Origin of the sequence: uncultured Chitinophaga sp. (genome assembly GCF_937898475.1) — a bacterium.
Classification (GTDB): Bacteria; Bacteroidota; Bacteroidia; order Chitinophagales; family Chitinophagaceae; genus Chitinophaga.
This window is the reverse complement of sequence record NZ_CALEJS010000024.1, coordinates 18,316-43,167: the sequence shown is the minus strand read 5'-3', so window position 1 is coordinate 43,167 and position 24,852 is coordinate 18,316. Positions and strand designations below refer to the sequence as shown.

At 51.3% G+C, this 24,852-nt stretch carries 16 protein-coding genes; 6 read left to right on the top strand and 10 right to left on the bottom strand.

Going from position 1 to position 24,852, the window contains the following annotated elements:
• Positions 1 to 100 precede the first annotated feature (100 nt).
• The gene (locus Q0577_RS15955; RefSeq protein ID WP_298737937.1) at positions 101 to 3,460 is read left to right on the top strand and encodes an IPT/TIG domain-containing protein; all 3,360 of its coding nucleotides are present in this window, start codon (positions 101 to 103) and stop codon (positions 3,458 to 3,460) included.
• A gap of 65 nt (positions 3,461 to 3,525) precedes the next feature.
• Here Q0577_RS15955 and Q0577_RS15950 read toward each other — a convergent pair whose 3' ends face one another.
• Together Q0577_RS15950 and Q0577_RS15945 are read right to left on the bottom strand one after the other, a co-directional pair.
• Complete coding sequence (locus Q0577_RS15950) at positions 3,526 to 5,064, bottom strand: SusD/RagB family nutrient-binding outer membrane lipoprotein (RefSeq protein ID WP_298737935.1); 1,539 nt, start codon at positions 5,062 to 5,064, stop codon at positions 3,526 to 3,528.
• Positions 5,065 to 5,075: 11 nt separating this feature from the next.
• Complete coding sequence (locus Q0577_RS15945) at positions 5,076 to 8,138, bottom strand: SusC/RagA family TonB-linked outer membrane protein (protein ID WP_298737934.1); 3,063 nt, start codon at positions 8,136 to 8,138, stop codon at positions 5,076 to 5,078.
• Between the two features lie 288 nt (positions 8,139 to 8,426).
• On the opposite strand from Q0577_RS15945, the gene Q0577_RS15940 reads away from it, so the two are divergent.
• The 4 genes from Q0577_RS15940 to Q0577_RS15925 are packed head-to-tail and all read left to right on the top strand — an operon-like array spanning position 8,427 to position 13,088.
• Positions 8,427 to 9,227, top strand: a complete 801-nt coding sequence (locus Q0577_RS15940) for an AraC family transcriptional regulator (protein WP_298737932.1) — start codon at positions 8,427 to 8,429, stop codon at positions 9,225 to 9,227.
• A gap of 11 nt (positions 9,228 to 9,238) precedes the next feature.
• A complete protein-coding gene (locus Q0577_RS15935) occupies positions 9,239 to 10,801 on the top strand; it encodes a gluconokinase (protein ID WP_298737930.1) in 1,563 nt (520 codons plus the stop codon).
• A 40-nt stretch (positions 10,802 to 10,841) separates the two neighbouring features.
• On the top strand, positions 10,842 to 11,789 hold the full coding sequence (locus Q0577_RS15930) for an RraA family protein (protein WP_298737928.1): 948 nt from the start codon (positions 10,842 to 10,844) through the stop codon (positions 11,787 to 11,789).
• 18 nt (positions 11,790 to 11,807) lie between these two features.
• Positions 11,808 to 13,088, top strand: coding sequence for a mandelate racemase/muconate lactonizing enzyme family protein (locus tag Q0577_RS15925; RefSeq protein WP_298737926.1), 1,281 nt, complete (start codon positions 11,808 to 11,810; stop codon positions 13,086 to 13,088).
• A 27-nt stretch (positions 13,089 to 13,115) separates the two neighbouring features.
• On the opposite strand, the gene Q0577_RS15920 is transcribed toward Q0577_RS15925, so the two are convergent.
• The 4 genes from Q0577_RS15920 to Q0577_RS15905 all read right to left on the bottom strand — a co-directional run bounded on the left by Q0577_RS15920 (position 13,116) and on the right by Q0577_RS15905 (position 16,842).
• On the bottom strand, positions 13,116 to 13,556 hold the full coding sequence (locus tag Q0577_RS15920; RefSeq protein ID WP_298737925.1) for a cold-shock protein: 441 nt from the start codon (positions 13,554 to 13,556) through the stop codon (positions 13,116 to 13,118).
• A gap of 58 nt (positions 13,557 to 13,614) precedes the next feature.
• On the bottom strand, positions 13,615 to 13,869 hold the full coding sequence (locus tag Q0577_RS15915; protein ID WP_298737923.1) for an RNA-binding protein: 255 nt from the start codon (positions 13,867 to 13,869) through the stop codon (positions 13,615 to 13,617).
• Between the two features lie 182 nt (positions 13,870 to 14,051).
• Entirely contained in the window at positions 14,052 to 15,128 is a 1,077-nt protein-coding gene (locus tag Q0577_RS15910) for a fatty acid desaturase (protein WP_298737921.1), read from the bottom strand.
• 298 nt (positions 15,129 to 15,426) lie between these two features.
• Positions 15,427 to 16,842 carry a T9SS type A sorting domain-containing protein gene (locus Q0577_RS15905; RefSeq protein WP_298737920.1) on the bottom strand — a complete coding sequence of 472 codons (1,416 nt, stop codon included), beginning with the start codon at positions 16,840 to 16,842 and terminating at the stop codon, positions 15,427 to 15,429.
• 182 nt (positions 16,843 to 17,024) lie between these two features.
• Here Q0577_RS15905 and Q0577_RS15900 point away from each other — a divergent pair, with 182 nt between their 5' ends.
• Positions 17,025 to 20,192 carry a hypothetical protein gene (locus Q0577_RS15900; RefSeq protein ID WP_298737919.1) on the top strand — a complete coding sequence of 1,056 codons (3,168 nt, stop codon included), beginning with the start codon at positions 17,025 to 17,027 and terminating at the stop codon, positions 20,190 to 20,192.
• A 12-nt stretch (positions 20,193 to 20,204) separates the two neighbouring features.
• On the opposite strand, the gene Q0577_RS15895 is transcribed toward Q0577_RS15900, so the two are convergent.
• Genes Q0577_RS15895 through Q0577_RS15880 form a run of 4 tightly spaced genes read right to left on the bottom strand, consistent with a single transcriptional unit; the run spans position 20,205 to position 24,840 of the window.
• On the bottom strand, positions 20,205 to 21,299 hold the full coding sequence (locus Q0577_RS15895) for an SGNH/GDSL hydrolase family protein (protein ID WP_298737917.1): 1,095 nt from the start codon (positions 21,297 to 21,299) through the stop codon (positions 20,205 to 20,207).
• 9 nt (positions 21,300 to 21,308) lie between these two features.
• Complete coding sequence (locus tag Q0577_RS15890; RefSeq protein ID WP_298737915.1) at positions 21,309 to 22,625, bottom strand: IPT/TIG domain-containing protein; 1,317 nt, start codon at positions 22,623 to 22,625, stop codon at positions 21,309 to 21,311.
• A 12-nt stretch (positions 22,626 to 22,637) separates the two neighbouring features.
• Positions 22,638 to 23,552 carry a phosphodiester glycosidase family protein gene (locus tag Q0577_RS15885; RefSeq protein WP_298737914.1) on the bottom strand — a complete coding sequence of 305 codons (915 nt, stop codon included), beginning with the start codon at positions 23,550 to 23,552 and terminating at the stop codon, positions 22,638 to 22,640.
• 4 nt (positions 23,553 to 23,556) lie between these two features.
• The gene (locus Q0577_RS15880; RefSeq protein ID WP_298737913.1) at positions 23,557 to 24,840 is read right to left on the bottom strand and encodes a RagB/SusD family nutrient uptake outer membrane protein; all 1,284 of its coding nucleotides are present in this window, start codon (positions 24,838 to 24,840) and stop codon (positions 23,557 to 23,559) included.
• Positions 24,841 to 24,852: the final 12 nt, after the last annotated feature.

Below are 24,852 nucleotides of genomic sequence, written 5' to 3'. Positions count from 1 at the left end.
ACCCCATTCATTAATCGCCGCACACTTCCCGGCCTGCATCTCCCCATCTTTGCAGCGTTAGATTTTTTTACCCCATTAATCACACCTAAAACAACATCCTGTGGAAAAGTCCAAAACATCCGCACCCGCAGCAGCAACACTTGAAATGAACATCGTTGCTCCTGCCAATGGCATACAGGCTACCGTTTCCGGCAACATTGTCTCTCCTCAAAGGAAGAAAGCCACGGAAACCCTGCAGCATTTTTTCCAGACAAAGCTCACTGGCAAAGGCACCGTCTCGGTAGATCCGGAACTGGAGGCCGCCCGTGAACGGATGGAGCCGGTAAGGCAATTGCTGAAAGACCTGGGCGTTAAACTCAGCGAACTGGAAAACTACCAGTTTAACGGCGCCGCGCACCGCATCGGAAAAACCACCATGCTGGTTACACCGGTAAAGAAGAAAACCCCGCCGCCCGACTGGAAAAAGATGGCGAAGGATATTACAGCGCAGACAAACCCCACACACAAAAAAGAACAACTGGATCGCTACCTCCCCAACAGAACAGCCAGCGGCGTGAAAACCGCTACGCTTTCAACGGCAGCAATCGCCGCCCTGGCCACACCGCCGCAACCGGTGATGAGAAAGAAACTGTTGCCAGTAGGCACCGCACTGATCATGGCCAATGAACTGGATCTGCGCAACACTACGCTGATGATCGATCCTGATGTGGATGAACTGATCATCGTTGCAGAAAAGATCAAATGCGGCAACAATGCGCTCATTACCTGGAAAGCGCCGGGTGGTTCAACGCCCGGAATGGCAGATGATCCCGATCTGGACGGAAGGGGATATAGCGGCGTACAGTTGAAACCCGGCACTATCCACGGACTGGATGGCGAAGACGGCTGGTCAGGCGCCAGCGGCAGGAAAGGGGCAGACGGATGGCGTGCTCCTTCCATTGAAATATGGACAAAGGACCTCTCTAATATCCCCAACATAAAACTGGATGGCGAAGACGGCATCAAAGGGGGTACCGGTCAGCGTGGCGGCGATGGTGGCAACGGTGCAGATGGTAAACCCGGCAAGCCATATAAACACGGCAAAAAAAGATGTCAGGTAGGAAAGAAAAACCTCGCAGGCAGCGGCGGCCATGGTGGCGATGGCGGCCGTGGCGGCGATGGTGGCCGCGGCGGCAATGGTGGTGATGGCGGCTACATCATTATCGGTGTGCCCGAAAAGTTTGAAGTAAAGACCAGTTGGGCGAAAGATGTTAAAATGTCGATGGACGGCGGACGGCCCGGCCGTGGCGGCGATGGTGGCCCGGGTGGAAAAGGCGGCAGGGCAGGCCATAGTGGTAACCGTGATGGATGCGACAGCGGCATCGATGGTAAAGACGGCGCCAAAGGGCAGCCCGGCGCAACAGGCAAGGACGGTGCAAAGGCAGGAAAAGAAGCAGATCTTGACATTGTCGTTTTTACAGAAGAAATGTGGGATGAACTGTATACACGTCCTTACATCACAGAAATTGAACCCTCCGCAGTATTCCCCGGCAGCAAGATCACCATCAGCGGTACCAAATTCGTAAAGAACGATAAGGTGATGATTAGCGGTATCGGTACCCTCAGCCACGTGATGAATGCAGATGAAAGCATTACTGTCACCATTCCCGCCAAAACAGGCGGCGGTACTTACCAGGTAAGTGTAAAACGTGCGGCTGATAATACAGAAAGCAATCATTGGTCTATCTGGGTAAAACCCCAGCTGGACAAAGTACCTGCTACCGTTACCTACGGTGAAACCTATACGCTTGATGGAAAGGCCTTCATGCCTGATGCCAGCGTGCTGGTAGATGGTAAGGCCATTGCAGCCACACAGGTTACCGCCACCAGGATCACTTTCAAAATGCCCGGCACCGGCGGCAGTGGGGCCAAAGGAGGCGAACGCGCCATCCAGGTGCGCAACCCCGATGGCATGGTCAGCAACACCCGTTATACAGGTACCGGCTCCGTGCTGGAAATACCTTTCAAATACGGTGTACACAACTTCTCCTTTGTAAACCCTGATGATGGCATACCCGATTGGAAAGCCTACGAAGCCACTTTCGGTAAGGCAGAGATCCGCTTCGAGTTAATCCCCGGCCTGGGGCATCCGCTCTTCACCGGCGCCTTTTACAAGTTCTATGAAAAATACCTGAAAGGCACTAAAAATGGCGGCCTCGCTACCGGTTTTTGTACAGCGATGAGCAGCCTGGTGGCCGACAAATTCTGGAAAGGGGATACCGATGCCTTTACCACCACCAAGGCCAAGATACATCATCAGCTTACCTACGTGCACGGCAGGCTGCTGAGCCGCGAAAGCCTTATCCACTTCCATGACCAGAGCAGGGAAGGCCTGGCGCGTATTGAACGCACCGCCCGCGAGATCGAAACCATATTCTATAAAGGTTGCGACCGTAACAGCGCTCCCTTGCTGTTCTTTATTCCCGCAGGCGCAGTATGGGATGCCGGCTATGTAGACAGCATCAAATCCACCCATTGTATCATGCCCTACAAGTTTGTATACCCTCACAAACATACGGGCACAAAGCTGAGCGCCGATGGTACTACCACCACCAATAGCCTGGAAGGCGTGAAACTGTATTGCTGGGATTGTAACCACCCCAATAATCCAAAATGCTGGATCGAGTTCAAAAAAGTGAACAAGGTGCTGCATTTCGATTACCATGTAGATGGTGCAGGCATCCGTTTCAGCAGCACAAATAATATAACGCTGGGCCATATCAGCAATGGCAAATATCTCCTGTCTGATCATGACCTTCCCTTTGGCGGACCAATAGGTTTAACCCGCTTTGTAATGGACTTCCTGCTGAGCCCTGCGGATATGCAGATCACCGATGAAGAAGGCAACAAGATCGGCTACTTCAATAAAAAGATCTATAGTGAAGGAGATGACGCACATCCCGTTTACCTCGCACCCGGCGCATACCTGTTGCCGGTTGGTAAAACCCTTACACGTAAGATCGTTGGCAATGGCAAAGGCAGCTACACCTACAACAGCATTATGCCCGATGGTACTGCCGTGGTGATCCAGGATGTACAAACACAACCCGGCCAGACAGATGTATTTACCATGAATGCAGACGCATCACAACTACGCTTTGTGCCACAGGTGGAGAAACCGTTCACCCTCATCATCTCAAGAGTGGTGGGAGAGCAGGCGCGCTCAATATCCATCAGCGGTATCAGCAGCGCCCCCGGTAAGGAATGCGACATCAGCGTAAGCCCGGATCTCAGCCTGTTCAGGCTGGGCAATAAAGGAACATTGAAGCATGTAGAAGTGAAAGCCCTTTCAGTAGATCAGAAGGATAATAAACCGGTTAACAAACAGGCTAAGCTGCAGCTGCCCGCCAATCATGATCTCGTGGTATCTGTGGCAGACTGGGTAAAGCTGGATCTGCAGGCCGAAGCGCTTGCGTTTTGATGGAATGACAATGTAATAACATGCCAGGCAGGCTACCCATAAAGGTAGCTGCCTGGCTTTTTTTGTCAGGGCCTGTCCCACCATACCCTGGTGCTCAGCTTATCTTCGCCCTGGTTCTGAATAGCTTTATTTACGTTCTCTGTATTAATACTCAGTTCTGATGTAGGATAGGTCAGCCGCCTGATAAAGGTGCCATTCGGCACATCCGGGTTGTTGGGCTGCCCGTAAGGATTAGGCGTCAGCGCCGGGAAACCGCTCCGCCTGAAATTGGCAAAAGCTTCGGGGCCGTTCAGGAAAGAAGCGATCCAGTACTGTGTATTGATCTGCTCCAGCTCACTGCCTGCCGTAAGCGGATGGGCAGATACATAATTATCCCTTGCGGCCGTAGGTACAGCAGAGTTGGGATCGTACACGGCCATCTGGTCCATATGTGCACGGATGCCATCCTCATAATACTGTGCTGCAGCACCGGTGGTGATCCATCCCCTGAAGCGCGCTTCCGCCAGCAGTAAATTGGTTTGCGCAGCAGTGACCAGGAACACGGGTGAATTTATTTTCACGATCCTGCGGCGGTCTACCTGGCTGTACTCATAGAAGCTGACCAGGCCATCAGCAGTAGCGGCAGCTCCGATGGTGCCGTTATCCCTGCCAATAGGCATGCCTATCTGTTTCGTAGGATCGGTGGTGCCAACAGCAACGGTTTGCCCCGCGCCGCTTTCAGCGCCCACATAACGTATGGCGATGGCCTGCAGCCGGGGATCGTTGGTATTCTTCAGCTGGTCTACAAATGGTTTGGTCAGGTAAAAATTGGCTGCTTCACTGCCGTTGAGCGTACCGCCGATAGGCTGCGTAAAGTTGGCATCGTGCCGTATATACGCATTATCGGCATTGGCAGTGATCACGCCGCCGTTCACTGCCGCCTGCACTGTGCTCTGGGCCTTGGCTGCGTCTACCTTGCCAAGCCGCATACCCGCCCGCAGCAGCAGGGAATAGGCAAACTTTTTCCATTTGGCTATATCACCCGCATATAATACATCGCCGCTTTCAATAGTGCCTGCAGGGTCAAGGGCCGCTGCAGCTTCGGTCAGCTCCTGTATGATCTGCGGGTAAATATCCTGCTGGCGGTCGTACTGCGGCAGCAGGATCCGGTCTGTTAAGCCCGCGCCGCCTTCCTTATACGGAATGTCGCCATATTCATCCGTCAGGATCATGAATACGTAAGATTGATAAATACGCGCCATGTTGTACATATTGCTCCTGGCGGGGTTATCTCTTGAACGCGTCAGCGCGTCGTAGGTGTTTTTGATCACGCTCTGGTAGTAAGCGGTCCACAACGGTTGCGTGGTCACATCGCGGCTGTCCTGGTTAAAATTGGCGCCCGCCAGCACACCGCCGTTGGGTGTTACCATCTGCTGTACGATCCCTACATCAAACACCAGTGATTTCACAGGAAAAGAGGTATTGATCACCGCCTGGTTCAACAGCAGCGAGGGGTCAAGCGATGTGGGATTTGTTTTGCTGATGTTCAGGTCCGACAACCCGTTCTCACAGGCAACTGCCGACAGTAACAAGGCAAATAAACTATAGCTGAATATCTTTTTCATGATGCAGGTTGTTAGAATTTAACGTTCAGGTTCAATCCAAGGCTGCGGGTGCTGGGCAGACCGGGAGACTCAAGCCCTACCTGGTTGTCAGAACCAAAGCCAAATGTTTCAGGATCGATATTGTCTACCCATTTCTTGATGATCAGCACATTGTTGGACACAAAGTCCAGCTTCAGTCCCTTAATAGGCCAATGGGGTGGAATATGTTTGGTAAAATCATAACCCAGCGTCAGCTGCCGCAGCTTCCAGTAGCCGCCGTTATACACAACGGATTCTACGATCTGCTGCGAGCGAAGATGTTCCCAGTAGAGTTGTGCCTGCGCCACCGCTTCGTTGGGCCTGCCGCTGGCATCTACGCCATCGCCCACCACACCGCCTTCACGGCCTTCCAGCGTCATCTTGTGCAGCCCATGACGTACTGCGTTGAAGTTGGTGCCAGACAGCATTTTGTTGCCCAGTTTATAGTCAATGAATACACTGAGCTGGATGCCGTTGTAGTTGAAGGTGTTCAGGAAACCGCCCACCCATTTGGGCAGCGCGCTGCCAAACAGCACAAAATCAGGTGTACGCTGCGGCAAGCCGTTGGATTGGAATATCCGCTGTCCGTTCTCATTACGTGCATACCCGTAACCGGCAATCTGACCGATCTCCTGGCCCACTACATGCCGGGTTTCTCCGTTGAATACGTGCGTACCCGTAGTGATACGTTCACCCGGTCTGTCTGAAATAATGCTCAGCACCTTGGTGATGTTGTAAGAAGTGTTGGCCGTAAAGTCCCAGCGGAATGACCGGTTCCTGACAGGCACCAGATTCAGCATGGCCTCAAAACCTTTGTTGCGGCTTTTACCGCTGTTAATGGGTGTATTGAGATAGCCCGATGCATCAGATATCTGCACCAGCACAATCTGGTCGCTGGTGATCTTGCGGTAAGCGGCCAGATCCAGGTTCACACGGCTGTCAAACATGCGCAGTTCCAGTCCCACTTCTGTTTCTGCCACCCGGCTGGGACGCAGGTTGGGGTTGGGAAGGGTAGTGCCTGTAACCGTGTTGCTGATATTACTGGTGCCTACAGGAACCGGTGTACCATTGGGATTGGCTATAAAGTTGGCATTTACGGTATAGAACAACTGATCTGAATAAGGCGCTACATCGCCATCGCTGCCTACTTCGGCATATCCTGCGCGTACTTTACCAAAGCTCAGCCAGGAAAGATGCGGCAGGTGCTCTGAAAACACATAGCTGCCCGAAACAGATGGATAATAAATACTCCTGTTCTCTGGCGACAGGGTAGAGAAGCGGTCATTCCGCAGGGTACCATTCAGGTAGAACACCTGCTTCCAGTTCAGTTCTGCTGCGCCGTAGAGCGAGTTCACCCCCTGCTCGTTCAGCGTATACACCGGGTCTTTACCACGCCCGTTCTGCACCGTGTACAGGTCCCTGATGATAAAGTCGGTCACTACCACATTATTGATGTCAGAACGTTTGCGCATACGGTTGCCCCCCACGTTTACGTTAACGCCCAGGTCACCAAATGTTTTGTTGGCATTCACCAGGAAGTCGAGGTTCGTTTCCCGGAAGCGGCGCGACTCCTGCGTATACACGCCGTTCACAAACCCGAAAGGCGCCGCTGCCCTGGAAGCCTGACCCGTGGGGAAGTTGTTCACGTCTTCATCGCGCGACCAGTAATCCTGTCCGAAGCGGCCCTGTACGCTCAGCCAGGATAGCAGGTTATATTTCAGGGTGATATTTCCGAATAAACGATCGCGTTTAATGTTATGGAATTGTTCTGCCAGTACCCAGTAAGGATTGGTACGGTTCGTGAACCTGGACCATGGATACTCATTGCCCGCTGCATTGTATTTGTTGGCGTCCAGCACTTCCAGTGGCATAGAAGTGGACATTGCCATTAAAGTAGTGGGGATGGAGTTATCCTGGTTGGCAATATTGGGCGGGTTCTTGTTGTTCTCCCGCGAATAATTGATATTGCCCGCTACCGTGAACTGCTCTGTCAGGTTGTAACTGAAGCCCAGGTTCATGGTCTTACGGTTAAACGTGTTGTTAGGCATGATGCCTTTGTTCTCCGTATTGTTCAGCGAGAGTCGCATACCGCCTTTTTCATTGGTCATATCAAATGCCACGGTATTGGATACGTTCTGTCCGTGGCGGTAGAACTCCTTGATACGGCTGCCCTGCGGCTGATAGGGCACTGTAAGGTTATCAAAGAGGATATGCGTCATGCCCGGTGCAAACTTTTCACCAAAAGACCACTGCCCTGAAGTAGGATTTGGTGAAGTTGGCCTTACGCCATTTTCTCCCTGGCCATAGTCGCGCTGGTAGTCTGTAAAGTCCAGCGGCGTATCGTTGGTATAGTTCAGGTTATAGCTAACGCCAATGCCTTTTACTGCACCCTTTGTCTTGGTGGTGATCATGATCACACCGTCCTTTGCGCGGGAGCCATAGAGCGCAGATGCAGGAGCGCCTTTTAATACGGTCATGCTCTCAATATCATCCGGGTTGATGCTGGAAAGGCCGTCACCGCCGTCTGCATAAACGCCGCCGCCTTTTACCGTGATGGTGTTGTCATTAAAATTGGTATTGTCAACGGGCACACCGTTGATAACGATCAGGGGATTGTTCTGCCCCGATAGTGACGACTGCCCACGGATGCGGATCTTGGAAGTGCCACCGGGCCCGGTGCCCAGGGAGGAGATATTAAGACCAGCCACTTTGCCCTGCAAGGCGTTCATTACATTGCTGGTGCGGTTAACGGTCAGTTCTTCCGGTTTAACGGCGGTTACCGAATAACCCAGGCCGCGGGCCTGTTTCTTAATACCCAGTGCCGTTACCACCACTTCACCGAGTTCCTGTTTTCCGGTTGTAAGCGTTACGTTGATCACGCTGCGGCCATTAACGGCCACCTCCTGGGTGGTGAACCCGATGGAGCTGAATACAAGCGTGGCATCGCCGCCGGCGGCTACGCGGAACTGACCGTCTGTACCAGTGGTCGTTCCCGCTGTGCTGCCTTTTACAACCACGGAAATTCCTGGAAGCTTCGTACCTTGTTCATCTGACACTGTCCCCGTAATAAATTGCGCATGAGCAGCTGACATAAGTAGGAGTAGCATGCAAAGCATGCCGGGATACTTTTTCATACCGTGGAATTATTGTTATTTCGACAAATTATCCGGTATTCCAGTCAAAAACTTCCAAAATAATACGGCGTAGAATTTTGTACATGCCGGATTGATAAATTTCCTTTCTTTATATACGCTATGACTCCATTTTCGCTACAACATGGTAAGTCCCCGGAACTACGCTTGTTCCCCCACTTGCTGGAACTGGGAATGAAAAAGAATGGCGCTATGCAGCTTGATACATTCCCCGCCACGGTCACAGAATGTATCAGGATCTATTACATCATTGAAGGAAAATTTGAATGGCGCATCAATCACCAGCCTTATTTTTTATACCCGGGCGATGTTGCCCTGATATTACCGGGTATATCCTTTGGCAGTGATAACGGTGTACTGGAGATCGGCGCCTTTACCTGGATGCATCTTGATATGCAGAAGCTGGACAATGGTCACATCCTCCCCGGCAAATGGAGCGGCCTTTCGGATACGGAAAGCGCCACCATCGGAAAGATGCTGTCTATGAACAGCACCCCGGTGCTGTCCAGGTTCAGTGAAGCCGGCAAGATCCTGAAATGCATACATACCGAGTTGTTGGCACATGAGATAGGCTATCAGACGCGCATCAATCACCAGGTGGATGAACTGCTCATTAAGATGATCCGGCACATGACACAGCAGGTGGTGCATCCCGGCCGCGATTTCCCGCAAACCTTCATGCGCCTGGAAGAGCTGCTGCGACAGGATCTCTCTCACCAGTGGACCGTAGAAGAAATGGCCGCCCTCGTTGGTCTGGGCACCACCTTATTTACAGAAAAGGTGAAAAGCTATTCAGGATTTTCACCCATCAATTACCTGATCAACATCCGTATATCGGAGGCCATCAAACTCCTGAAACGCCCCGATATCAGTGTAACAGACATCGCGCTGGACACCGGTTTCTATTCGTCGCAACATTTTGCGACCACCTTTAAAAAGCTGACGGGTTACCGGCCCAGCGAGTTCAGAAAAAATCATTTGCGTAATGAATAATCACTATAAACATGAAATGCATCGTCACCATTGAGTTAGGAACAAACGGGGTAAGGATCTTTGCCTTCGACCTCGGTGGCCGTGTTATCGCTTCAATGAAAGGCTATTATCCTTCATTTCACACGGAACCAGACCGCACAGAACAAGACCCGGAGCAGATATTCATTACCACCCTCTACGTGATGAAGAACCTGCTCAATGAACATATACATCCCAAAAAATACCAGGTCGCATGCGTGTGTTTCAGCGCCGCCATGCACAGCGTACTGGCGGTTGACAAGAACGGTAACCCGCTTGGCAACGCCATTACCTGGTCTGACAACCGCGCCAAAAAAGAAGCGCAGGAACTGCGGAACACAGCCCTGGGCAGAAGCCTGTACGCGGCCACCGGTACGCCCATCCATCCCATGTCGCCCATGCTGAAAATAGCCTGGATCCGCCGTTATGATAAGGAGCGTTTCCGGCAAACCAGCAAGTTCCTCTCTATTAAAAGTTACATCATCCAGCAGCTCACCGGCGAATACCTCATGGATTACAGCATTGCTTCTGCTACCGGCCTGCTGAACATCCATACCCTTACCTGGGAAGCAGATGCGCTCAAATATGCAGGCATCTCTGCCACCCATCTGCCCGGGCTGGGACCCATTTTTGCCAACGCAGGCAAACTGAAAAAAGCTTACCAGCAATCCCTCGGACTGCCGCCGGTTACCAAGATACTCATTGGCTCAAGCGATGGATGCCTGGCTACTTTGGGCGATGGCGTGAAAGGAGAAGGTAAAGCCACCATCACCATTGAAGACAGCGGCGCCGTACGTGTAATGGGCCCCGCCGTACTGAAAGATGAACAGATGCGCTTCTTCAATTATGTGCTTACGGAAGACAGCTATGTATCCGGCGGCCCCACCAACAACGGCGGCAACATCTTTGAATGGTTCACCCGCCAGTTCGGCGATTTTACCAATCCCTTCGATATAGAACACAGCATGCAGCAGCTCATCGAAGAGGCGTCCAAGGTGCCCGTAGGAGCGGATGGCCTGCTCTTCCTGCCTTACCTGCTGGGAGAACGCGCCCCGCTCTGGAATGCCAATGCGCGCGGCGCCTACTTTGGCCTCAACATCAAACACGAGCGCAGGCATTTTGTACGCGCCGCCATTGAAGGCATCCTCTACGAAATATACAGCATCGGTAAAACACTCAGCGAACAACGCAACATCAGCAGCCTTTCCGTAAACGGCAGCTTCGGCACCATTCCTTTCTGTACACAGCTGATCGCCGATATGTTCAACAGGCCCGTACACCTGCGGCGTAAATTCCATAGCGTAAGTTATGGCGCCTGGTTACTGAGCGCCACTGAAATGGGCATCTACGACTCACTGGACCAGGCAGCCAGGACGGTAGAGCTGCCCGATGTGTATAAACCCAATAAGCAACACCATGCCGTATATGCGGATTATTTCTCTGTATTTGAAAAACTGAGCGCAAAACTGTCCGATGAATTTGAACTGATCAGCAACCTGCAGCAAAAACATACCGTAGCAAAAACACCCGTGAAACAGAAAACAAAACTGATATAAACAAACCTTTATTTATTAACCACGTGAAAAATGAAGCTAGATGCAAAAATGTACATCCTGGTTGCTGACAGCACTGTTATTTTTAACAGCCAACGCCGTACACAGCCAGCAGATCACCCGCGAACAGCTCATCGCAATGACGCCGGAATGGAAAGGCGAGCGCTTTGCCGATGGGCGGCCCAAAGTGCCCGACAGTATCCTCAACCGCATGAAGGCCGTTTCGCTGGAAGAGGCCTGGGCAGTGTTGCGCAATGAGCGCTATAAACACCAGTTTGATGGAAACTGGAAAACCATTAACCCGGACAGCGTACTGGTGGGCCGCGCCGTTACGGCCACCTTCGTGCCCGGCCGCCCTGACATCCATCGTGTGATTGACCGGTTTGGGGTGCGCGACAAAAGAGTGAAGTCGCAGAACTCATGGCCCATCGATCTGCTGGTACCACGCGATGTGTATGTAGTAGACCAGTTTGATGCCTATGAAGACGGGCCTACCATCGGCGACAATCTCGGTAATTCCATCTATGCCAAAACAGGTAACGGCATTGTGTACGATGGCGCTATCCGCGACATCAAAGGACTGAAGGAGATCGGCTCCTTTACTTCTTTCTTCCGCAGCTACCATCCCTCGCACCATCTCAACAACCCCGAAGGTGAGCTGAACACCACCCTGGTAGGCATTAATCAGCCCACCCGCATTGGCAAGGCCACCGTCATGCCCGGCGATGTTGTGCTGGGGCGCGATGGCGGCGTGATCTTCATCCCCCCGCAACTGGCAGAAAAGGTGGTCAGAACCTCGGAGATCGTACGCCTGCGCGATATGTTTGGCCATCAGCGCCTGCGCGAAGGCAAATACACGCCCGGCCAGATAGACTCCCGCTGGAGCGATGACATAGAAAAGGATTTTTCCCAATGGCTCAACGATCATATCAACGAACTGCCCGTATCCAGGAGCCAGATACAGGAATTTTTGAAAGACAGAACATGGTAATCCAAAACAACCCGTAACATGACAAACCACTCCTCCCGCAGATCATTTATATCCAAAGCTGCCCTGATGGCCGCCATGACGCCCATCGCCGGCGTATCTGCTTTCGGGCAGCAATATAAACAGGCAATAGATCATACGCCTAAAGCATCTGCTCCGGCAGACCTGAAGATCACCGATCTGAAATGCGGTTTTATCAGGGGCAGCGTCTTTGTGAAAATATATACCAACCAGGGCATTCACGGATGCGGCGAAGGCGTAGACGCCATCCCCGGCACCTATTACCTGGTAAAGAATTTTGGTCAGCGTATTAAAGGGCAGAATCCCCTGAATGTACACCGCCTGTTTGAAGATATCCGCAAATCAGGTTTCTTCCAGGGCGCGCAATCCGGTATATATGTAGCTGTATTGTCGGCCGTGGAAACAGCCCTCTGGGACCTTGCAGGCAAAGCCCTGGGACTGCCCGTATACCAGCTGCTGGGGGGGAAGTTCCGCGATAAGGTAAGGGTGTACTGCGACACCGCTTTGTACCAGCGTAACCTGCCAACACCGGCTGATTTTGCGGAAGCCGCCAAAAAGGCGAAAGCGATGGGCTTTAACGCCATCAAGTTTGACCTGGACCAGGGCAATGACCCCAATAAATACGACCGCTATAACTGGACCGCCAGCCCTGCAGAACTGCAACGTATGTACGACCAGCTGGCCGCCGCCCGCGAAGCAGTAGGCCCCGACACAGATATCTGTGCGGATATGCATGGCCGTTACGATGCGGTCACCGGTCAGGCCGTTGCCAAAAGAGTAGAGCCTTTGAATTTAATGTGGCTGGAAGAGCCCATCCCTGCTGAGAATGCAGAGGCTTATAAACTGATCACGGAATCTACCAGCACGCCCATCTGCGCAGGAGAGAACCATTACCTGGCCTATGGCTTCCGCAGGTTGCTGGAGACAGGAGCTGTAGACATCGTAATGCCCGACCTGCAGAAATGTGGCGGGCTGGGAGAGGGGCAACGCATTGCCAACCTCGCCAACCTGTACTACGTACCTTTTGCACCACATATGGTGGCCTCCTTCCTGGGCGCCATGGCCTGCGCACATGTATGCGCATCGGTGCCTAATTTCATGATCATGGAATGGCAGTCGTATTTTCATACAGAGCCCATGTTCAGGGAAATTGTCACCTATGAGGGTGAATGGGTAAAGGACAGTTTTATCACTGTATCAGACAAGCCCGGAATTGGGGTAGAGATCAATGAAGCCGGCATGAAAAAATATGCCATACCGGGCATGCCTTTTTTTGAGTAGACGCTTAACTGACCTTCACAATGGAGGTCAGTTACGTTTTACATCAACCGCATTGTATCCACGTGCGGTCCTTTCTTTTAAAAAGGTAACTTTATCGCCTTCTTTTACCGGCTGTGCCAGCTGGTTGATATGAAAGAAAACTCTTTCTTTTGATCTGTCTTCGGTTATAAAACCAAAGCCTTTTGACGAGTTGAAGTAAGAGATAGATCCGGTGTTGACAGCCGGCTCGGATACATCTTCAGGTCTCGGTTTGGCATCGATCCTGATCTGGTCCAGGGGAATTTCGGGAGCGCCGCCCTGGGGAGGTACGGAACTGAGATTGCCGTTTTCATCTACATAGGCCAGCATTTCTTCCAGTCCTTTGCCTTTGTTGTTGTTGTTTTTACGCTCCAGCTTCTTTTCTGCTTTTTCCTGTTTTGCTTTTGCTTTTCTGTTTTTCTGTTCTTTCTTTGAAAAAGAATCACCCATAGTGTTGTATTTCAGTTTATATGGCAATATTGCCGCCCTCGTGCTTCGACGGGGCTTATTAATAATTATCTCCTTCCAGCCTTACTTCGTTCACTACAATGAACTGTGAATCCAGCATGCTGCTGTTAAGTACTTTAATGGCGTGCGCCGCGTGGCTGTCCTGCGGCATGTCTACAAATGCAAAACCCTGCGAACGTCCTGTATAGTTGTCGAATATGATCTTAACTGAACGGACAATGCCAAATGCGGAAAAAAGGCCAGATAACTGTCGCCCGGTGGTCTGGCAGCTTAAATTACCGACAAAAATTTGCATACGTCAGGTTTTAAGAAGTGACAAATATGGCAGCTGTAAAAGCGAAGACTGAAATGAAAAGAGGTTATCCAGACTAGATCAGCAAAAGCCATGGCAGGCGCCCTGTACTCAATAAAGATAGGCCTTTATATTGAATAAAGGCCTAATAATCTTAAAATTAAGCAAATGTTGTGTTCAGTTGATCAGGAAATCACCGCTTTTGTCTGCCGCGCTTTTGCCCTTTTCACCTCTTCCAGGTAGGGCTTACGGTAATTTTTCATGAATTGTTTCTTTGCATCATGACAGGCGCTTACGCCGCCAATGAATTTCAGCGTTCTGATATAATACCAGGCAAGATCGATCTGCCCTGTTAAAAATCCGGAGCGCGCGCTCGCGGGATACAGGTGGTGGTTGTTATGCCATTCGCCGGCAACCAGGCCGGGCCACCACTGGTTAATGGATTTGTCTTTCGTATTATAGTCCAGTCCGGGTACCTGCTTGTCCTCGCCCTTGGCATGCCCTTCATAATTGAAGGTTCTTACGCCCAGGCCCCAGATAAAGGCGCCTGTCAGCAAAGCAGCCGTCAGGTAGAGGCCGCCGATGGCATAAAAGATGCCTATCCAGCAGACCCAGTTGGCAAAAGTGCTCAGCACGGTCCTTGCAGGGTGTGCAATAGAGCCCCATTTAAGATATTGCTGGTAGCTGTTGGCCTTTACACCCGTATGATCCAGCATGGCAGCCGCCTTTGCATAGTCCTTTTCCGAAAGGTCGCTCGCAATGGGCTGATGGTTGGCATCTGCCAGGAAACAGTACAAAAAGCCCGCTTCGGCATTATACGGATCGCCGGGCTGATCAGACAGTGAATGATGCACATGGTGTGATACAATGTACAGTTCTTCCGGTACCAGCTTTATCACGAGGTTGGCGGTAATAAACCGCCAGAATTTATTTCGGAAACGATAAGCCCGGTGCGTACCGTAGCGATGATACCAGATGGTGCCGTGTGTGCCCATCAGTATCATGCCGTACACAAATCCCAGCAACAGGTACCATACATTGAAATCCTGCACCTGCATCACAATGAACAGGATAGCGAAAGGCGCTAAACTCAGTGTGCAGCTCCAGGAGAAAAATGGCAGCCAGTTTTTACGGGAGGCGGTGATGTTGATCCTGCGGAGAAACTCGGAAAATAATTGTGTCGCTGTAGGTTTGCTCAGTTGACCGTCCTGGTTTTTCCAACCATAAGACGGCATCTTGAGCACATGCTCAATAAATGCCATATTGTATCAGTGAATTTTTAATCTGTGCAACAGATTGTAGGTGTAAAAAAAATGTATCCCCGGAATGGCGATAAAGGAATACGATGTCAAACCGATTTAAGAGAAAGCTAAAAAGATGAGAAGAATAGTCGTTACCCTAAAGTAAGAATGAATTATTCTGATGCAAGATGCTCAATCAAAGAATCTTCACTAAGATACATATACTATCTGAATTATTTGTGTTAAAGTTTTCACAACGGAAAAGGGAGGCCGCGTATGATAACATACGGCCTCCCTTGTTTAATTTTCGCAGGATTGTTTACTGTATGACTATTTTCTGTGTAGATTGTTTGCCGCCATTGCTCAGCACCAGTACATATACACCGGGCGCAAGATGCGCCGTAGAAAGGTTTTCCACTGCAGCGCCTGCACGTTGCTGCAGCACCACGCGCTTATTCACATCCACCAGCGATATCCATGCGGGCACATGGGCCTTATAACCATCTATCTTCACCACTAAAGTACTGCCATTGATCACCGGGTTAGGGTAAGCCACCAGGCCTGCCGTCTCCTCTTTCGCAACAGTTGTTGCAACAGGCGCCAGTGCGCTGATCACCACGGAAGATACCTTGTCATTCCAGGAACCATTCAGCAATGGATTATCCGCAGTAAGCGTAAGACTGCTGCCTGAAAAATTATCATCCTGGTAAAGCGTTACGCTGAAGCCCGGCGTTACCCTGATGGCAGTAATATCGTCATTGCGCGCACCATATGCCCTTAACTGTGTAAGGGTATAGCTGCCGGCGGGAAGATGTACGCCATAGCCGCCATAATTGATATCCTGGAAGAGAGATGCAGCTGTTACACCCGGCGTAGCATAGCTGAACGGAAAGTCCTGTTGTGCCTTTACAAACTGCGCTTCATATTCGCTGGTCCAGCCAAAGGCGATAGTGGCCTGCGCTTTGAGGTTCACACCTGCAGCGCCGCTCCAGAAGTGTACAAATTCGCCCATATTCATGCCCGGGTAGTCGTTGCCGTTTTTCCTGAAGTACAGCGCCAGCTGCACAAAGTACCGGTTCAATACCGCTGATCCGCCATACTGGCTGTAAATAGGGTAGAACCAGTTCTTAAACCAGGCGGTGTTGGCGCGCGGAAAATTATCCGTTTTGCCCATGAATTCATTGTATGCGTTGGTGGCGCGGCTTTCCAGTCCCAGGCCTTTGTAAACATCATACAGGTAGATCTCGCACCATTTGCTGTCTCCCCAGATACCAAAGGCAGGAGAGCCATGCATATTTTTACTCGCCAGTTCTACTATATGGCCTACTTCATGGGTCAGCAGGTTGTAATCGCCCTGGGTAGCGCCGGTCCAGGGACCCGGACCAGCATCTATTACATTGCGCAGATCATGACCTGCATCAAAATAGGTAGACGGATGACCGCCACTGTATTTGTTGGTATGCAGGATGGCATACATGTGCGGATCAGTGCCAAAGCTGCCATATACCTGTTTGGTATAGCGCCACACGGAAGACAAATACTGCCGCGGCCAGGTAACGGTGGTATTGACATCATTGTCATAATACAAGGCCAGGTCGTTATCTTCATATACTTTGGTCAGCAGCTGGTTATGTTCAAACCAGTGTTCCTGCCAGGTAGCAGGTGGCGTCTGGGCCTGGGCGCCTAAAGGACACAGCGCCAGTAAAAAGAGGGTTTTCAGTAACTGTTTTTTCATATATAGGATTGATGGTGAGGGAATACATAGGTGATATGGTATTGAATAACGGGTATGGGTTTACGGTAACAAGTTAGTCGTACAGATGTTTGCTAAGTACTACTGCAATATAACAAATAATTGATGATGAATTTTTGTATTTTGCCATTAACGGGTATATATCTCAAAATAAGCCATCGTTAATGCCAGACCAGCAACAGAAAACAGCAGTTCCGGTTACCAACGGTCATCCCATTGCACAGCATGCGGGCGACAAAGGGCTGTCACTCCCGGCTCCAACGCCTTTACAGTGGCAGGAAGAAAAGTCTGATATGCCGGATGAAGCGCATAACGAAACGGCATCCGCCCTACCCACTGTACAGCGCTTTGCGCTGCCTTACCAGCCTGCAGCTATTACTGTAACAGACGCAGCCCATGGATCATTTCCGCAACCCTGGCATACGGCCGCCTTGCCTGCCCGCTCAACGCCATCACAGTCCTCACTACAGCGTTTCTCACTGCAACTTAAGCCTGCGGCCCCTGTAACAGCGAAGGGGAAAGTGGCACAGCTTACCTCTGCCCAGATCCGGCTGACACCCGGGAAAGAAATAAAAGATATCATAATTCGGGGCCGCCCTCCCCGTGTGTACAGTGATTCTATGGGCGATCATACCACCGCTTTTATTGTACAGGTAGAAGGGATCAATATTGCGCTGCAGGGTAAGTCCGTCGAAGAGGCATTAGCGTATATGAGAGGCCTGTCGGACCATTTAAATGACTTGCCAGGCGTGAAGTTTCTGAATGAGAGCAGTATGATCGCCAGCCGGTTCAATAACGAACGGGATACCCTGAGGAGCAGTCTTGCTGCCGCAGACGCGGCAGGTAAGGACGGCAACATCAATCTCCTGATCAGCCACCTGCAGCAGGCCATTGCGGCCTACCTGGATGCCCGGGAGCTGGTGCCCTTCAGCACCGTAAATGTAGGTGTGAAAAGTAAGGGCACCGCAGGCAGAGGGCACGGTGAGACCCGTGGCGCAAAGATCCTGAGCGCCTTTGAAAGAGGGAAAGAGATAATAACTGATAAAACATTGCTGGAAGCAGTGTTCGGCCTGTTTGATGATCGTTCTGCCGGTCAGGTTGCCGTAGAGAAAAATGTAACTACATTCCAGGCCCTGACAGGAGGCGGTGTAGACGCAGCCAAGTTGGGAAAGGAGGGTGTTGTTGAGGAAAAAATTGGCTTCATTAAAGTGATATGGGAGCAGCATAAGAAAAGCATCGAGCGGTTATTCCCCAGGGTGTATGCGAAAATAGGGGCGCAATTGGCGGGTGACTTCTTTGAAAACCTGAAAAAGATTAAGCAACAGAATATCAGAAATCTCATCCATGATGTTAGGGCAGCGCTGAATAAAGCGCGCAACGGCGCTACTTCGATAGAGAAGGAAAAATTCTTGTGGGGTGAGAATATTAAGTTGTCAATTCTGAAATTAATAACCTCCACCTATAATGAGCAACGCACTGCAATGGAGCTGATGAAGGAGGTCTACCCGCTGAATAAGGAGCTGGGAAATGAATTCAGCGGCCAGATCGAAGACCTCCACAAAGAATTTGAAGATGTCAACAAGCTGGTAGCAGAACGCGTACCACAATACAAAGAAGGAAAAGACGTAATTGACAACGCGATCAACGCTGCATTGAAGCAATATACCGGGCAACGGAACGAAGGAGTGTTAACCGCCAACGCCCGCTCCGCCTTAACGGGAATTAAAGATTATCAGGGTAATAACCCTTTTAACGCATTTACGCCAGAGAAGGTCGAACAGCCGGAGAAGGCAAAAGCAGGCACCTCAGGAAGACCGGAAAAAGAAAAGAAGGAAGATGAAAAGCCCCGGGAAAAAGCCCCCGGTGTGAAAACCCTTGGCAGTCAGCTTAACCCTATGGCTATCCAGATTATATTGGATGAGAAGGGAGACATCAGGCAAATGCTATCCAGCGGCAGGCCGCCGTCTCCATTTACAAAAACGATGGGCGCACACACTACTGCCTGGGTGGTGCACCTTGACAGGATAAGGGCCAGGATCATAGGTAAAGATATTGCTGCCGCCGCCACCGCGTTGAAGGAAATGAGCAAGGAGGTGTTGACATTTGATGAGGATAGGAAGCGTATGCCAAAAGGCAGCAATGTACCGTATGTAAGGCCAGCTGCTGAAAAGAATATTAAGGCTAATGAAAAAGTAGTTCCGGAAAATGCAAACATCTCCACCATACAGGAGATGATTAGTGCCATACTCACGTTCTTTAACCTGATACCGGGTGTAACGGTTGATAAGATCGATACCACCGGTCACGGTGAAGGTAAATACCGGAAGGTACTATTGCTGTTTGAAAAACACGGGCGCGGCGCAAGTAAAGCCACTATAACGGAAGCCATTAACGGCCTGAGAGATGGAGGAAATCCAACATTGCATGAAGGATATATAAAGGAAGCATATCCGAAATCCTATCAATACGTCACAAATAAGCGTATGGTGGATCAACGGGATGAAAAAATAGAGGATAATGAGCTTGATCGGTTTACTGCTGAAACGGAGCCGGAGGAAGAGGAGGCTGCAGTGCTCAGCCCAAAAGAGACTATGGAACTGGAAGCAAAGAAAGACGATGCAGCATGGCTTACCCACGTCAATAATTGCCTGATCAATGCCATTACTGATGCCGCAGGTGTGCCCCGTGCTGATGGCGACACTATTATCCGCATCAGGAAACGCCTGGGGGCCCCGGTGGGTGAAATGTTAGCTGCCAGTACGGCCAACCTCGATATCATCCTGGAAGTGCTCGGTTTAGACGGCTGGGGGGTTGTAGTGGTGTATGAGGGTGATACTTATGTTGATGAATCGAGCAATGCAGATTCAGCGCCGCCTCTGTTTATCTATCATGATGGCATCAATCACTTTACCAAATTGTACACGCCCGAAAGGATAGAGAAAGATGCCGATAAAAAGCACGATGTTGGTACTTCAGTAGCAGCTATAGAAGAAGAAGATGATGATGATGATGGTACAGATATATCTGATCGCGAAGAAGAAGAAACGGATGCCGCCAAATCAGTTAATATTAAAAAGAGACACACAGAAGAAGGAAAGAGTAAAAGGCCCAGTAAAACAAGAAAGGCCTTACCGGAACTGGTGGAGGGCATAAGCGCGTTGCCTTCCAGCCGCGGGGGACCCGGCTTCGCATTCAGTCCTCCGCCATCATTGGCCCCTGCATCGTCATCAGATACAACCACCGCACCCCAGGAGATGGATGAGTCCATTGATGTGGAGGAAGAAAAAGGAAGTGATACGCCAACGGCGATGAACCTGGAAGATACCCCTTAAGTACAGGCGCCGTTATTTTCCAGGCCGCCCGGTTGCTTTCAATGCCTTTTGTATCACCGGCAACAACGTAGTCGCTATCCTGTCAAAGCCCAGGTCAGACAAATGGATCCCATCCACCGTTGCCTCATGGTCATTGCCCACCAGTGCTTCCGAAGGAATGTAGTATAGATTTTTGTAACCTTCTTTCAACAGTCTTTCATACGTTGTACGGATCTCCCGGTTCTGTGCCGCTACCCGCTGACCTAATTGCAGGTCCCAATACCCGTTTTCCCGGAAAATGGTCTCTACCAGGATGACCGGCACATTGGGTTGATGCTCCCGCAGGTATTTGATAAACGGATAAGATCTTTCCCTGATCTGCTCCGCCGAAGGATTGGGAATACAATCCAGCACATACAGATCTGCCGGAACAGTAGCCAGGTACTGCGCCACGGCGGCCTCCATTTTTGCGTTGCCGCTGAAGCCCAGGTTGATCACATCATAACCGGTGCGGCGTTGCAGCTGCGCCGGGTAGGCCATACCGGGCCTGCTGGCGGAAGCCCCCTGCACCACGCTGGACCCATATATCACCACGCGCTTGTTTTTGTTCACGCCCGGCTGCGCAGGAACGCGGATCTGCGCACTTTGCGCAACCCCGATCTCCAGCGAGTCCACGCTGTTATATAAAGGCAAATACAGCATGAACTGTTTCATACTGCTGTCCAGGTGCTGTACGATCAGCTGCCGCTGCGACGTGCCTTTAGCCGGGCGCGCTACGCTTACAAACTGCCATTTGCCGTTCTTCAGGCAATACAGGTCCAGGCCGCTGTGGCCTATAGGCGTCATGTTGGGCATATACACTTCTTCCGCCAGCTTCCAACGGGCACGGATCACCGTTGAGTTGGTCTCAAACAAAATGGCAATGCCCGCGCTCCGTTTCGCAAGGTTGCGCACTATGGGCGGCATCTCACGTGTTTCAGCGCTGTCTATTCGCTGGTAGGGCAGTTGTGTGGTTTTGGCTTTGCCGCTCATCAGGAGTGTATTGGCGGCTGCATAACGCAGGCTGTCCTGTGAAAAACAAGGTTTCACAAAGGACAGCGCTGCGCTGAGAAATAGCAGGACTTTCATTTTATACTTTTATTTCAGCAAGGATATTTTTCGGATACAATTATTCCCAAGGTCAGCCACGTAAATGTTACCCGCTGCATCTGTACATACATCGGTAGGCTGGTTCAGCTGTGCAGCTGCACCGTCGCCATCCAGGAAACCTTTACCACTGCCGGCTACCGTGCTGACCGTACCGCTGCTCAATTTACGCACTTTGTTATTGTTAAGATCAGCTACCAGTATATTTCCCTTGCTGTCTACCGTAATACCGTAAGGATCTGCAAACCTTGCAGCGGCGGCATCGCCATCCCTGTAACCGGTGGTTCCGTCGCCCGCTACCGTGCTTACTTCACCTGCCATGCTCACTTTACGGATGCGGTGGTTCAGCCGGTCGGCTACCAACAGGTTGCCGGCAGTATCCATTGTTAAACCACTGGGATTCTTTAACCGGGCGCTGGTACCATTGCCGTCTGCATAACCGGCCGTACCATCACCCGCAAGCGTGCTCACCTGTCCGTCAGGCGTAATTTTGCGGATGCGGTGATTCAGGTTGTCTGCCACAAATACATTGCCCGCATCATCTACCGCTACATCCAGCGGCTGGTTGAACATGGCCGCGTCTTTACTGCCATCAGCAAAACCGGCGGTACCGCTGCCTGCTAAGGTGCTCACGGTGCCATCTGCCGCAATCTTGCGGATGCAGTGATTGTCGCGGTCAGCCACATAGATATTGCCCGCCTTATCCACGGTCGATCTCCAGGGCAGGCGGAACCGGGCGTCTGTTGCAGGGCCGTTGGCAAAGCCGGCGGTAGTGGCGCCCGCAATGGGGCTCACCACGCCGTCAGGCGTAATCCTGCGGATGCGGTTGTTGCCGCGGTCTGTAACAATGAGATTACCGGCAGCATCGATGGCCACCCCCTCCGGACTTTTAAACCGGGCAACCGTGGCGGGGCCATCTACGGAACCGGCTGTTACATCACCGGCAAACACTTTCACCGTATATTCTTCCGACGGTGCTGAATAGGTGAATACGGGACCGCTGATTTCCATATTGCGCACCGCGATGGTGATAGGCCCGGTGCTGCCGTCTTCCGGACTTACCACCTGCAGCTGACCCGTGGTGGCTTCTATCACCACGGCCTCCACGCCATTGAATTTTACGGTATTCTCTGTGCGGATGCCACTGAAGTGCTTACCACGTATCGTCACAATGGTAGCCGCGTTACCTTCCAGTGGCCATACGGTGCTGATCACCGGCTGCAGGGCATTGGCAGGCTCCTCATCCTTATTGCAGGCCAACGTGCTGATAAAGAATAATACCAGGCAATATTTCAGGATCTTTTGCATAGGTATAGGGATTTAAGGTTTGGAAAGGATCATCCAGGCATTGCCTACCGCCCTGTTGGTACCGTCAGAAGGGCGGTTGCGTACCTGCCATACTTCTGCCAGCGGATGTTTGATCATAAAAGTGGAAGAGCCGCCGCCATCCACGTTAATGGCTATATTAGCGCCGCAGGCTTTGAGCATGCGCCCCAGGTCTGTAATGGTAATGCCGTTGGAATAATAAAAGCTGCGGCCATCTACCACAATGAAATACAGCTTGCCTTTGTTGCTCATGCCGATGCCCGTGCGCGGCTCAATGCTCAGGTCCGTCTGCGTCAGTATCACGTTATCTTTCACCAGCATGGGGCCGCCGCCCAGTGCATCCTCAAAATCATCTTTCATAGCGGCAAAGTCTTCGCGGTCGCCAATAAATACCTGGCCGTTCTTACGTACGCCCATAAAGGTGGCGCTGCGTGCATTGGCCCAGGTGGTCTTCAGTATTTTACCGTTGCGGATCAGTATACCGCGCGGCTCACCGGTAGAGGTGTTGAAGAAGTCTGCATTCACACCCGCCAATACCCGGCCTTCTGCAGGTTCCAGGTATCTTGCCATATCGGGTACGGTCTGCATGGCATAGCCGTCTACGTTATAGGGCGTGGCCGCTTCTACTTTCAGTTTCGGGTTGTTGAGATCTACCTCCAGTATGAACATGTGCATGGCATAGCCGGTTTTGCTGAGGTAGTGTACATCTGTTTCCCGGATGCCTTCGCTCACCTGGAAGATAGTGTCAGAGAATACCTGCGCCACCAGGTCGGTGCTGTCTTTTATCAGTTGGGTGAGCGGGCTTTTTATATTTACAGGTGGTACCTGTGCCTGTGAATCTTTTTCACAGCTGCTTGCCAGTATGAACAGGCTAAGCAATGCGGGTATCAGGTGCATATTTTTTTTCATGGTTTTAATAGTCATCGTTTTGTTGAAGAAGATTGTTAAGCGCCAGTTCATTCATCGGAATCGGATACTTCACTTCCCTTGGCGCCAGTCCCAGTTCGGCCGTTTTCCCGGTGCGTACCAGGTCGTACCACCGGTAACCTTCTCCCAGAAATTCTTTCCTTCTTTCCAGCAGTACGGCATCCAGGTAGGCGGCTTCACTGGCGGGGTTGACAGCCGCCAGCCCTCTTACCGCGCGCAGCTCATTGAGGCGGTGTAAACCCGCCAGTCCCTGTGCCTCTGCACTGATCAGGTACATTTCCGCCAGGCGGATCACCACCAGGGGATCGGTACCAGACTGGCCGCTGGGATATTTGTTGATCACCCGCAGGCCTTCGTAAGTGTCAACAGAGATGGCTTTGCGTTTATCCGTTTCTGTGAACAGGTCCATTGTTTCCTGGGTAGGGCGGTATACGTAGCTGCCCTTTACCGGGTGGGCATAGGTATAGAACAGGGTGCTTACCCGTACGGAAGACTCGATGGTGAGGTTCTTGAAAGAGAAGATCTCTTCGTTGTTGGCGGTAGCCCTGAAAATTTTCTCAAAGTCGTCCAGCTGGAAAAGGCCGCTGCCAATCACTTCTTCTGCCAGTGCGGCCGCTTCCGGTTTTTTGTTCTGCGCCAGCTTTACCCGCGCCATCAGCGCTTTGGCGGCAACGGAAGACACCAGGTAGTACTGGCCTGCGGCATAGGCAGGGGCCCTGTCAATCGCCAGCTGTAATTCCTTTTCAATAAAGGCCCATATTTCGGCTTCTGTGTTCCGTTTTACCTTTTCGGCGTTGTTCTGCTCCAGTAATGGTACGCCGCCCCAGCGGGTCACCAGGTTGTAGTAGAGATAGGCGCGGAAGAAATGGGCCGTGCCGGAGATCTCCAGGTTACGCTGGGTTTCGGGCAGGCTGGCTGTTACCTGTAAGAGGTTGTTCACCTGGTAAAGGGCGGAATAGTAGCCGTTCCATGCGGCAGACATCAGGCCGTTCTCAGGCCGCAGTATGTTGGTGATAAAAGTGTTCAGTCCCCCGTCGCTGGTAGCTCCTGCATTGATCAGGTTACCGCCGGTGATGTCAAAGGAAATATAAGACTCCGCGCCGGGCGCGTTTTGTACACGGTTGTAGATACCCACCAGGAAGGATTCCACATCCGCTTCCGTGAGGGTGTTGGTGGCCACGGCAGAGTGTGAATCCACATCGAGCATTTTACTGCAGGAAGCAAGCATACACAGGGCGGCTAACAGTACCGGTAATACGAATCGTTTCATGACAATAGTTTG